The organism is Candidatus Thiodiazotropha sp. CDECU1 (genome assembly GCF_963455295.1).
Lineage (GTDB): Bacteria > Pseudomonadota > Gammaproteobacteria > Chromatiales > Chromatiaceae > Thiodiazotropha.
Genome location: NZ_OY734020.1, coordinates 3,990,136 through 4,002,157, shown reverse-complemented (window position 1 = coordinate 4,002,157; position 12,022 = coordinate 3,990,136). Strand labels below are relative to the sequence as shown.

Below are 12,022 nucleotides of genomic sequence, written 5' to 3'. Positions count from 1 at the left end.
AGACCTCTACCAGGAAGAGGTCTCAGGTTTTTCACCTGGTAGTTGGATTGGAATGTTTTTGGTGTAAGTGAGATTGTAGGTAGTCTGTGAAATGGCCGCGCGAGACCCACACAGATTCGTCAATGATCTCGATGATGAGGCAATCGATCGCCTGATAACCCGTCTGGAAAGCCGTGCAAAGGACGGTGTGTTTACCAATCTCATCGAGAAATATTCATCCCAGTTGTTGCGTGCCAATCCCGCTCAGGTACTGGAGGTGGGTTGTGGTACTGGTGCGATGATTCGCTCCTTGGTGCGCCGGGAAGAGTTTACAGGCAGTGCGGTTGGGGTTGATCAAAGTATTCCGTTCATCAAGGCGGCCAAAGCATTGGCTCAACAAGAGTTTATCGATGAAAGGTTGGAATTTCGAACCGGTGATGCACATCATCTTGAATTTCCATCTGCAGGTTTTGATACCGTTATAGCAAATACCCTGATAAGCCATGTTACCGACCCGGTGCGTGTGCTCGAAGAGATGGCAAGAGTGGTTAAGTCTGGTGGAACTGTGGTCATCTTCGACGGTGACTATTCATCCTTGACCTATGCCTTTCCGGATTACGATTTCGGCTGTCAAATGGATAGCGCTCTTGCCAATGCATCTTTCTGTAATCCCAGGATTATGCGTGAGTTGCCAGGGATGTTGGCTGATATCGGACTGCAACTCAAAACCGCATGGGGGGATGCTGTGGTGGAGATCGGGAAGGCAAGCTATTTCAAGTCGTTTGCGGAAACCTATGCCCCCTATGTCTCGAGCTCCGGTCTGATGACAGCTGGTGAAGTCGAGCATTGGTTGTCTGTGCAGCAACAGGCAATGGAGTCTGAAACCTTCTTTGCAGCATGCAACTACTACACATATCTCCTGGGTCGCGCATGAGTGAATTGACAGTACTTCCTTAAGCGGAGGGCCTATGCAAACCAATTTTAACCAACAGCAGCTGACACTACCTGCCATCGCAAGTTCAGAAGTGGAGTTGCGCGCGTGCCTGCAATGCGACTATTGCACGCCAAACTGTCCCACTTATAAGTTATTGGGTGATGAGTATGACAGTTCCCGTGGACGCGTCTATTTGATCAAGGAACTACTAGAAAGCGAGGGCAAACCGCTGCAGAAGACAGTGGATTACATCGATCGATGTCTCTCCTGCCTTGCCTGCATGTCCACCTGTCCATCCAGTGTGCACTATCAGCACCTGCTGGATCATGCCCGGGAGAGTATTGAACTGAGGCACCAGCGAAAACCGCTGGATCGGTTGTCACGCTGGTTGTTGGCAAAGCTGCTGCCCTATCCGAATCGCTTTCGCCTGGCGATGCAAACGGCAAAAATCCTAAAGCCGGCAGCATCGATGCTGCCAAATCCGATTCGTGGCATGGTGGAGTACACACCAGATAGGTTGCCACCACCCAGCCCCAACGATGAACCTCAAGTATTTCCCGCAAAGGGCGAACGTAAGCGTCGCGTGGCATTGTTGACAGGATGTGCGCAACGAGCATTGAACACAGATATCAACGACGCAACGATTCGGATTCTCTGTCGGCATGGCTGTGAGGTTGTTGTCGCGCAAGGCGCCGGGTGTTGCGGCGCCGTTACCCATCATATGGGTAAGTCAAAAGAGAGTCTGATGGCGGCGGCGAAGAATATACGCGCCTGGATGAGCGAGATCGATGGTGATGGTCTGGATGCGATTGTGATCAATACCAGCGGTTGTGGTACGGTCATTAAGGACTATGGATATATGTTCCGTAATCACTCGCTGGCATCACAGGCAGAGACAATCGCAGGACTGGCCAAGGATGTTACCGAACTGCTTTCAGAGATGGAGTTGGACTATAGGGTCAAGCCGGGATTACGAATTTCCTACCATGCAACCTGCTCATTGCAATTTGGACAACGAGTGAGGTTTACACCCAGGCGGTTACTGAAAACGGCGGGCTTCACGGTGCTTGAGCCACGGGACTCGCATACCTGTTGTGGTGCTGCCGGGACCTACAATCTATTACAGCCAGAGATCTCCACACGCCTGAAAGAGAATAAATTAAAAGCGCTTGAAGCGGGGTCGCCCTCGGCTGTTGCTGCAGGCAATATTGGCTGCATGATGCACCTGATGTCGAGCTCCAGGATTCCAGTAGTACATACAGTGGAATTGCTGGACTGGGTGACAGGAGGGCCGATACCGTCATCTTTGAATGATATTCAAAGTGAGGCCGGATAGTAGACGCAGGTAATGCTGTAGGCCTGTTTCAGATCACTGGTTAGGTTTGTGTCAATAATCAGTTGTGTGCGTTGGGTACGCAGACTTCTGACATGGGACAGGGGCCTGTGCGCTTAACGGGTGTATCGTGACAACCGTCTGTGCCCCATTCAGCCGCCAGTTCCTTGAATGCAAGTGATGCAGGGCTCTTATATGAGTCCTGTCTGCTGATGAGTGTGATTGTATGGTGAGGTAGCTCTGGAATCAGCATTACTGGAAATATCTCGGTTTGCTGACACGCGATTGTGTTGGGAAGAATGGTGGCAAGCCGTCCCAGTCGGAGAACCTCTATTATTGTGCTCAGGGAGTTTGTTTCGATTGCGATCTGCGGCTTAATGTCGTGTTCCAGACAATAGAGATCGATGTGTCTGCGTAATGCGAAGTCGCTATTCAGGAGTGCCAGCGGCTCCTGTTCGAAAGAGTGCTGTCCCAAAGGAGTCTCCATGCCGGCATATTGGTGGGTTGACCCTACTGCCATATTGAGTGGTTCCATGAACAGGTGTTGTGTCTCTATGTATTCATAGTTAGCTGCAACGGTAAGGGTATTGGTAAACGCAATACCAATATCTATGTTCCCAGACAAGATGCCGCTTTCAATATCATCCTGTGGCATTTCGTAGGTGCCTACGGATATGCCGGGAAAGCGTTTATTGAATTTATCTATTAAAGGGGCGGCAAGATAGTCCGTGATGGGAGTCATGCCCAGGCTGAGTGAGCCTCTGCTCAGGTCCTGAAGTTCCTGTATGGCCCGCTTTCCGGCGTCCAGTTCACCAAGGGCTCGGCGGGCATAACTGATATAAACCTCCCCCGCGTCAGTAAGGTGCACATTACGGCCTGAACGATCCAACAACTGGGTCTCAAGAGACTCTTCCAACTGCTTGATTTGCTGGGAGAGAGTGGGCTGTGACACAAATAGTGTTTCGGCCGCTCGGGTAAAGCTGTGATGTTCAGCAACAGCTAAAAGATAGCGTAGTGAACGGGGACACATGATATTTCTATCCATAGCTAACCCCTATGGAAGTTATAAAAAAAGCGGATATCCCTTATTCCACCATGGTGAGACTTAGTGTAGACCAATAACTGAATTTGGAAGTGTATTTCGTAAAAAAAATATTTCTAAGGCTTTAAATTAGCAATTGTATGTAAAACCGTTAGTCAAGTATCTCACTTCATAGTCATCGCCTATAGAGCTAATCAGAATTAGGTCTTGGACAAATATTGTGACCTGGTAAATAGTTTGATTTAACACGATAGATAGGCGAGTGCTTGGTAATTTAAGCATTACTTAAGAAACTATTTTGCATGTGGTAAAGCCACGCATCATTGTTTACTGAAGTACCAAATATTTATATGAGAAAAAAAGACATTAGGTAAATAAAGGTATGCTTAATTAAAAACCTAATAGAGGAGTTTACGCAACTATGTCATCAACCATCAGACGAAAAGTGATGAAACACCTGGAGATCGTTAAACAACTCCAGCCGTCTCTGCATCAGGAAACCCACGCGCCATCTCCAGATCAGGTGGATAACGAACACTATAGGGCCTATACACGTATGGCACATGATGTCGGCGGTGAACCTGATGTCCCGATTACATGGGAAGAGAAGGAGGAAGAGGTGTGGGAGCACAATACCTTCGTCACTTGCGAGGTACTGGCATGGCGCGGTGTCTGGAACGCCGAGGAGCGGCGTCGCAGACAGAATGTGGATGTAGGACAGACAGCTTATTTGGGGCTGCCCTATTACGGTCGTTGGTTACTGACCGCTGCAAGAATTCTGGTTGACAAGCAATACATCACAGTCACCGAGTTATCCGACAAGATAGACGAGGTCAGAAAACGCTATGAGTAAACCACATTATGATCGAGAGCATCACGTAAAGAAGGCGACAAACGTCGGTGATCCACAATGTTTTAAGAGCGAAGCGGGTAAACCCAAGTTCAAGGTGGGTGACAAGGTACGGGTCAAGGATCTACCGGATATTTTTTATACCCGTACGCAAGTCTATACACGTGGCGCGCCTGCAACTGTTGCCGAACTGGTCTATGAAAGCCCTGCGCCGGAAGATGAGGCGTGGGACAACACGGATAAAGTCGTCTGGTTTTACAGCCTTGTTTTCAAGCAAACGGATCTTTGGCCGGACTATCCCGATGCATTCTCAAGCGACACGGTTGAGACCGAACTGCCTGAGCGTTGGCTTGAACCACTGTAGGTGTGCATACGACATACAGCACGTAGACGTTAGGGTAAAGAATTAAAGAGGATAAGCTAATGGCGGAGAAACACAAACCTGCACCAATGGTCGATGAGGTCAGCGAGTTCGAGGTGCTCGAAATCGCCGTTCGTGAACTGGCGATCGAGAAAGGCCTGTTCAGCGCTGAAGACCACCAAAGTTGGACCGAGTATATGCATACCCTTGGTCCTCTTCCCGCGGCACGTATGGTGGCAAAGGCTTGGTTGGACCCGGAATACAAGAAGCTTTGTATAGAGGATGGCGTCAAGGCCAGCCTCGATGTGGGGATTGATTGGGTCAACAGTATGCCATCTCATTTTGGCACCCCCAGTGACTACTGCAATCTACGTGTGCTCGAGGATACGCCAACCTTAAAACACGTGGTCGTATGCACACTCTGTTCATGTTACCCGCGTCCCATTCTCGGGCAGTCGCCTGAATGGTATCGGACACCCAACTATCGACGTCGTCTGGTGCGCTGGCCACGTCAGGTACTTGCGGAGTTTGGCTTGCAACTGCCCGATGAAGTAGAGGTCAGGGTGGAGGACTCGAATCAGAAATCACGTTTCATTGTTCTACCGGTTCGCCCCGAAGGGACCGAGGGATGGAGCGAAGATCAGTTGGCCGAGATCGTAACCCGGGACTGTTTGATCGGTGTAGCCCTGCCAAAACCCGGTAAGACTGCCAATGACCCGCGTCCAATACGTCCCGCAGTCAATCCATATGGTCATTAGGAAATCCCATGGCTGAGATAAATCCTAAATATTTCGAACTCGATAAAGAGATGCGCGATCGCCAACTCGATGGCTCATCACCTGTTTCACTTTTGGAAGAGGTTAAAAGAAAAGGAAGAGTCTGGGATGACCTGTGTGAACAGTATGGCGTGGACAACCCGGACCCTCCCTGGCGGATCACCCTGGAAGCGACCTGCGATATGCTCTCCGGCGGTTATTGGGAGACCTTCAACGTCTGTAAACCCAAGCATGATCGTAATCCGCAAGAGGAGCAGAAAAAACTCGATGCTGTGGAGCGCCGTTGGGAAGAGGATCAACTGGTCAATGAGCACTATACCGAAGTGCCGTTCCCTGAAAGTCAGTTATTGGCACTGGCCCATACCTTGATCCGACGTGGATTATTTGATGAGGATGAATTGGAGCACCGTATGGAAGAGGTTGAGCGACGTCTGAACAGCGCCTGATCATGAAACTGTCTTACTGCTATCGAATGGATTGTGTGTGGTTCGATCGAGAGCAGTCCATCCGTTTGATACAGAGGATAGATTGAATGTCTATACGCGGAGTTCGCATCAAGATAGAGGAGCTTAGCCATCGCTACACCTCGAAAAGCCCTATCACTTTTGACAAGGTTAATCTGGAAGCGAGGCAGGGCGAGATACTCGCTATAATCGGGCGCTCCGGTTGTGGTAAATCAACCCTGTTGCATATTCTGGCAGGCCTGTTGAAACCGACGGATGGTTCCGTTCGTCTTGATGATACCCTGGTGACAGCGCCTTCGCCGCAATGGGTCATGATGTTTCAGGCGCCCCATCTTTTTCCCTGGATGAAGGTTTCGCAAAATGTCGGTATCGGCCTCCATTTTGCTGGCTGGGATGATATGCGAATGCGTGAACGGGTCGATGAATCACTCAGTTTGGTCGATCTTCAGGATTACGCCGACAACAACGTCCAGGATCTGTCGGGCGGTCAGCAACAACGGGTTGCACTCGCACGCTCGCTGGTGATGGAGCCTGAATTATTGTTGCTGGACGAACCCTTCTCCGCACTCGATGCCTTCACCCGTTCATCCTTACAAAAGGATGTTCGATCCATTGCCAAACGCCTCGGTTTCAACGTTGTGATTGTTACCCACGATATCGATGAAGCGGTATTGATGGCTGATCGGGCGCTGATCATGGCAGGTTCTCCCGGCAAGATCTACGACGAGCTAGAAGTCAATCTCCCCGACCCGCGAGAAAGGCAGGATCCGGCTGTACAGGCGATGCGCGCACGCCTGATGGAAGCCTTTAAAAGTGCCGCCAACGAATACCCGAACTCCTCCAGCAAGGATGCTGGCGATGATTCCAGTCCACATAGCGTCACGCAGCACGCCTGACCCTACATAAGTCGGAATATCCGATTACCTAACGGAGGATACCGAAGATGAATAAGTCTAAGCAGATAGTCGATAAGTATGGAGATGGTATTGACGATCCAGAACTTGTCTTGGATTATGATCCGCTTTTCAAGAATGTCTTGGGTAGTGGCGTCGACAGGCGCGATTTTCTGAAGATGGGTAGTCTTGCGGCGATGAGCAGCCTGATACCCTCTGCGGCAACGTTCGCCCAGGAGAAGAAGTGGGATCCGGTGGTGCGTATCGGATATATACCGATCACCGATGCTGCGGCTCTGCTGGTCGCCCATGAGTTGGGCTTTTTCAAAAAAGAGGGGATCGAATCGGTTCGCCCAACCCTGATCCGTGGTTGGTCACCCCTGGTGGAGGCCTTTGCCTCACATCGATTCAACCTGACCCACATGCTTATCCCGATCCCGATCTGGATGCGTTACAACAACAAGTATCCGTTGAAGATAACTGCCTGGGATCACACCAATGGTTCCGCGATCATCGTTCACAAGGACAGTGGAATCAACTCGCCCAAGGATTTTGGGGGTAAGCAGTTTGCCGTACCTTACTGGTACTCGATTCATAATATCGTTTCCCAGAAGATCATGAAGGAGGCGGGTATAACCCCAGTGATACGGCCGCAAACCGCCAAGCTGGGTCCCAATGAATGTAACTTCCTGGTGTTGAATCCACCCGATATGCCACCCGCGCTTGCAGCCAAGTCGATTGACGGTTACTGCGTGGCCGAGCCGTTCAATGCCCTTGGCGAGATCAAGGCAGGTGGCAAGGTGCTGCGATTCACCGGTGATGTCTGGAAGGGACATCCCTGCTGTGTGGTGGTTATGCATGAGGCGGACGCGATGGATCCGGATCGGGCGGCATGGGCACAGGGTGTGCACAATGCAATCATCGCCGCACAGATTCATCTCGGAGAGAACAGACAGGAGATGGCGCAGCTGCTCTCTCGCGATGGAAAGAAATATCTGCCGTTCCCGAAGAAGATCATCGAGCGGGCAATGCTGTTCTACGATCCCGCCTACTACAACAATCCGGTAGCTATCAAACATCCGGAGTGGGGTATGGATAGAATCAACTTCCAAAGCTGGCCCTATCGCTCAGCCACTGAGCTTGTTGTCTCCGATCTGAAAGAGACCGTGCTAACAGGAGATGCCGGGTTCCTCGATAATCTCACACCGCAGCATGTGGCTGACGACCTGGTTAACTACACCTTTGTCAAGAATGCCTTGGAAGCGAATCCAAAGTGGAAAAACGATCCCAGCGTGCCCAAGACCGGCGACCCCTACTCCAGAGTTGAGGTGGTTGAACTGTGAGTGGAGATGCCGCATCTTTCAAGGTCGGCGAATCCAGGTCCTACCGCGCCCTGAAATCATCAGGGCGTGGTTTGACAAATTTCTTCGGTGGGTTGGCGGTTCTATTTACCTTGTGGTGGATTGGCGGCTACTTCATTGCCACCAATCCATCCACGGAACACTTCGCCGCCTTTGGACCAATCCCCACCTTCAAGGCATTCCCAGAGTTATGGTCCGCGGGGACGATTCAGAATGCGATGGCCGCCAGTGGCTATCGTTTGGGTATTGGACTGCTCATTGCGATCTGTATCGGAGTACCGGTTGGTATCCTCATGGGGCGCAGCAAACGCTTCCGTGAGATCAGCAATTCACCGTTTCAACTGTTACGTATGATCAGTCCTTTGGCGTGGATGCCACTCGCAGTGGTGGTATTCGCCACCTGGAACCAATCGATCATCTTCCTTATTGCGATCGCATCCCTCTGGCCGGTGGCCTTTGCAACGGCAGCTGGTTTGGCGAAAGTGGATCCGGCCTGGTTCAAGGTGGCCCGCAACCTGGGTGCCAAACCCATACATCTACTGACCAAGATTATTCTGCCGGCGATCAGCTTTGATGTCTTTACGGGTATCCGGCTGGCATTGGGGGTAGCCTGGATAGTACTTGTGCCGGCGGAGTATTTAGGCGTGACCTCAGGTCTTGGTTACTCCATAGAAGATGCCAGAGAAACCCTCTCTTATCACCACCTCACCGCAATCGTATTGGTTATTGGGGCTATTGGGTACTTGCTTGATAGTGCCTGCGTACTGCTGATCAATCGATTCAGCTGGCATAGAGGTGAGTCGTGATTGATGGGATAAGAAAATTGCATGTGCGGCTGTCCTCCCTGATCGTCCCTGATCGAGAGGTTGCAAGACAATGAGCAATGACACTGCGCCAATCAGGGTGAATGTGCTGAACGCCGGGGCTGGCGAATCCATGTCATCGCGTGTTTTGAAGTCTTCATGGCGGGGGCTGTCGAATTTTTTTATCGGTATCGCGATACTGTTTGTTATCTGGTGGTTTGGTATCTTTCTTATCTCCTCCAATCCCTCCACCGAACACTTTGCCGATTTCGGACCGATACCGGCGTTAAAGGCGATGCCGGTATTGTGGGAGGAGGGAACCATACAAAGCGCGATACTCTCCAGTGGCTACCGTCTGGGTAGCGGTTTGCTGATCGCCATCTGCATCGGTGTGCCTATCGGTATATTAATGGGACGCAGTAGAAGATTCCGCGAGTTGAGTAATTCGCCATTTCAGTTGCTGCGCATGATCAGTCCGCTGTCATGGGAGCCGATCGCGGTTATCGTATTCGCCACCTGGAATCAGGCGATAATCTTTCTTATAGCGATCGCATCGGTGTGGCCGGTGGCATTCGCGACTGCGGCAGGCCTGGCCAAGGTGGACCCTGCGTGGTTCAAGGTAGCGCGAAATCTAGGCGCCAAACCCTGGCATATCGTAACCCGGATTATCGTACCGGCGATCACGTTCGATGTGCTTACCGGAATACGTCTTGCGCTTGGTGTGGCATGGATCGTAATTGTCCCTGCGGAATTTCTCGGCGTGACTTCAGGTCTAGGCTACTCGATTCAGGATGCCCGTGAGGGTCTCTCATATGACCATCTCATGGCTTGGGTTCTCATCATAGGCGTTATCGGCTACGTCCTCGATAGCTCCTGTGTTTTGTTAATCAAACGTTTCAGTTGGCATCGTGGAGATGAATGATATCTAGTGGCTTTTACTGCGTTGATTCAACCTGAAACGCTTGATGATTAGTATTTGTCGTGTGCTGGTATGGACGCGAGGTAAAAGTGATGAGCAGATTACGTTTCACCGAAGAGCAGATCATGGCGATTTTGAAGGAGGCCGAGGAGTCAGGTGAGAAGATAACTGCACTATGTAGCAGGCATGGTATCTCTGATGCAACATTTTATAAATGGCGGACGAAATATGCAGATCAATCAGCCAATGATTCGAAACGATTGAAGCAGCTTGAGGAGGAGAATCAGCGTCTGCGCTCCCTTGTTGCCGATCTCACATTACGTAATCAAGCGTTAAAGAGAGTGGTGTCGAAGAAGTGGTGAATGGAATTGATGAGGTACAGATTATGCCCGAAAGTTACCATATCGTTTGCTTGAGCGGAACCCGCGAGAAGTTGCAGATGGCCGCGATGTTCGCTTCGGTGGCGGCTGCCACAGGTGACCAGGTTACGGTGTTCTTTTCAATGAATGCCCTGCCCTTTTTCATCAAGGATTCGACACACAAGGTTCCGGTGGAGGGTCGGTTTGGCGAACTGATGGAAAACGAGGCGGGAGTGCCGCCGTTTAAACAGCTGTTTCAAAGTGCGGCGGAATTGGGCGATGCAAAACTATTACCCTGTTCGATGGCGCTTGATTTATTGAAGGTTTCTGAAGAGGCGCTCGATCCGGTGCTTGGGCCGGCGACCGGACTGACCCGTTTCCTGAGCGATGCAGAAGGTGGACAGCTGCTCACATTTTAAATCTTTGGCGGCTAATGCAATGTCAGTATGAGGATTGTTGAATGAGTGAATTTAAAACCATCGATGCATGTAATACGTTTTGCCCTGGGCCACTGATGGAACTCATCACCTATATGAAACAGGCCAATGTGGGGGATATGCTGGAACTGTTGTCGACAGACAATGGAACGGCAGCCGATGTTCCGGAGTGGATCAAAAAGGTCGGTCACGAAATGGTCAGCAGCGAAAAGGTCGGAGAGGTTTGGCACTTGAAGGTGCGAAAGCTCAAGTAGTTAACAGGCGGCAGATCAGAGAATTGGTTGCAGAGCGATCAATGGTTTGGCTGGATAAATCACTGGGATTTTTCTGACCCGCAGTCAGAACTATCCTGGGAATAGCGGATTAGGAGAATACAATGAGAATCTTAGTCGTCGGTGGTGGCTGTGGCGGTACCATACTGGCCAATAACCTTGCGCGGCGACTGGCCGTCGAGATTCGAAAGCGTAAGGTCAGAATCACCATGCTGTCAGCCTCCGATAAGCATATGTACCAGCCAGGCTTGCTGTATGTCGCGTTCGGACAGATGATGCCTGATGAGCTGTATCGCGATCAGTTGAGTCTGCTAGAGCCATCCATCGAGTTTCATGTGGATCCGGTGGAGGAGTTTCATCTGGATCAGAACAAGGTTAAAACCAAGAGCGGGCGGACCCATGAGTATGATGTGATTGTGATTGCAACCGGCTCACGCATCGTTCCCGAAGAGGTGCCTGGTCTGGCGGAAGGTTCCGAGACCTTTTACTCCGAGGCGGCAGCGGTAAAGATGTTCAAACGTCTAAGAGAGTTTGAAGGTGGCAAGGTTGCGATTGTCGTAGGCGTTCCGCACAAGTGCCCTATCGCACCGGTCGAAGTGACATTCTCCCTGCACGACTATTTCAAGACACGCGGTATCCGTGACAAGGTGCATATCAAGTATCACTACCCGATCGGGCGCATCCATACGATTGAGAATGTGGCCAAATGGGCGAAACCGGAATTTGATCGTATCGGTATCGAATACGAAACCCTGTTCAACGTCAAGGAGGTGGATGTGGAGAACCAGGTGGTAAAGAGCGAGGAAGGTACCGAGACAGAGTACGATCTGCTTATCTCCATTCCGCCACACCGGGGTATGGAGGTGATAGAACGGGACCATATGGGTGACGGAGGCTGGATACCCACCGATCGTTACAAACTCACCATGGAAGGCTATGACAATGTCTACGTACTGGGTGATACCACCAATCTTCCCGTCAGTAAGACCGGTTCCGCGGCACACTTCGAGGCGGAAGTGGTGGCCGAGAATATCTCTTCGATCATCAAGATCGGTACGCCGGTGCGTGACTATGATGGCAAGGTCTACTGTTTCATCGAGGCCGGTCATGATCGAGCGACCTATGCGATGTTCAACTATGAAAATCCACCCGACCTGAAGACGCCGAACAAATCAATGCATTGGTTCAAGATGAGCTATAACAAGATGTATTGGACCAGCGTCCGCGGTCTACTTTGAG

General features: G+C 50.8%; 15 protein-coding genes. 14 read left to right on the top strand and 1 reads right to left on the bottom strand.

Annotation, left to right across the window (positions count from 1 at the left end):
• Positions 1-91: 91 nt before the first annotated feature.
• Both R2K28_RS18280 and glcF read left to right on the top strand, forming a co-directional pair.
• On the top strand, positions 92-913 hold the full coding sequence (locus R2K28_RS18280; RefSeq protein WP_316366732.1) for a methyltransferase domain-containing protein: 822 nt from the start codon (positions 92-94) through the stop codon (positions 911-913).
• A gap of 34 nt (positions 914-947) precedes the next feature.
• A complete protein-coding gene (gene glcF / locus R2K28_RS18275) occupies positions 948-2,249 on the top strand; it encodes a glycolate oxidase subunit GlcF (RefSeq protein WP_316366730.1) in 1,302 nt (433 codons plus the stop codon).
• 58 nt (positions 2,250-2,307) lie between these two features.
• Here glcF and cynR read toward each other — a convergent pair whose 3' ends face one another.
• A complete protein-coding gene (gene cynR / locus R2K28_RS18270) occupies positions 2,308-3,291 on the bottom strand; it encodes a transcriptional regulator CynR (RefSeq protein WP_316366728.1) in 984 nt (327 codons plus the stop codon).
• 418 nt (positions 3,292-3,709) lie between these two features.
• Between cynR and R2K28_RS18265 the strand changes: the two genes are divergently transcribed.
• From R2K28_RS18265 to R2K28_RS18210, 12 genes are all read left to right on the top strand, one after another.
• A complete protein-coding gene (locus tag R2K28_RS18265; protein ID WP_116446306.1) occupies positions 3,710-4,141 on the top strand; it encodes an SH3-like domain-containing protein in 432 nt (143 codons plus the stop codon).
• A complete protein-coding gene (locus R2K28_RS18260; protein WP_316366725.1) occupies positions 4,134-4,502 on the top strand; it encodes an SH3-like domain-containing protein in 369 nt (122 codons plus the stop codon). Before R2K28_RS18265 ends, R2K28_RS18260 begins: the two co-directional genes overlap by 8 nt.
• 59 nt (positions 4,503-4,561) lie before the next feature.
• A complete protein-coding gene (gene scnC / locus R2K28_RS18255; protein ID WP_116476245.1) occupies positions 4,562-5,257 on the top strand; it encodes a thiocyanate hydrolase subunit gamma in 696 nt (231 codons plus the stop codon).
• A gap of 8 nt (positions 5,258-5,265) precedes the next feature.
• Positions 5,266-5,721, top strand: coding sequence for a hypothetical protein (locus R2K28_RS18250; RefSeq protein ID WP_316366723.1), 456 nt, complete (start codon positions 5,266-5,268; stop codon positions 5,719-5,721).
• Between the two features lie 86 nt (positions 5,722-5,807).
• Positions 5,808-6,635: an ABC transporter ATP-binding protein gene (locus tag R2K28_RS18245; RefSeq protein WP_316366721.1), complete on the top strand. Its 828-nt coding sequence runs from the start codon at positions 5,808-5,810 to the stop codon at positions 6,633-6,635.
• 47 nt (positions 6,636-6,682) lie between these two features.
• Positions 6,683-7,975 (top strand): ABC transporter substrate-binding protein, encoded by a 1,293-nt coding sequence (locus tag R2K28_RS18240; protein ID WP_316366720.1) that lies wholly within the window; start codon positions 6,683-6,685, stop codon positions 7,973-7,975.
• Between the two features lie 50 nt (positions 7,976-8,025).
• The gene (locus tag R2K28_RS18235) at positions 8,026-8,799 is read left to right on the top strand and encodes an ABC transporter permease (RefSeq protein WP_316369774.1); all 774 of its coding nucleotides are present in this window, start codon (positions 8,026-8,028) and stop codon (positions 8,797-8,799) included.
• A 70-nt stretch (positions 8,800-8,869) separates the two neighbouring features.
• Positions 8,870-9,718, top strand: a complete 849-nt coding sequence (locus tag R2K28_RS18230) for an ABC transporter permease (protein WP_316366717.1) — start codon at positions 8,870-8,872, stop codon at positions 9,716-9,718.
• A gap of 89 nt (positions 9,719-9,807) precedes the next feature.
• Positions 9,808-10,077, top strand: coding sequence for an IS66 family insertion sequence element accessory protein TnpA (tnpA, locus tag R2K28_RS18225; RefSeq protein WP_316366715.1), 270 nt, complete (start codon positions 9,808-9,810; stop codon positions 10,075-10,077).
• Between the two features lie 23 nt (positions 10,078-10,100).
• Entirely contained in the window at positions 10,101-10,493 is a 393-nt protein-coding gene (locus R2K28_RS18220; RefSeq protein ID WP_316366713.1) for a DsrE family protein, read from the top strand.
• Between the two features lie 41 nt (positions 10,494-10,534).
• The gene (locus R2K28_RS18215) at positions 10,535-10,765 is read left to right on the top strand and encodes a sulfurtransferase TusA family protein (RefSeq protein ID WP_316366711.1); all 231 of its coding nucleotides are present in this window, start codon (positions 10,535-10,537) and stop codon (positions 10,763-10,765) included.
• Positions 10,766-10,887: 122 nt separating this feature from the next.
• A complete protein-coding gene (locus R2K28_RS18210) occupies positions 10,888-12,021 on the top strand; it encodes an NAD(P)/FAD-dependent oxidoreductase (protein WP_316366709.1) in 1,134 nt (377 codons plus the stop codon).
• Position 12,022: the final 1 nt, after the last annotated feature.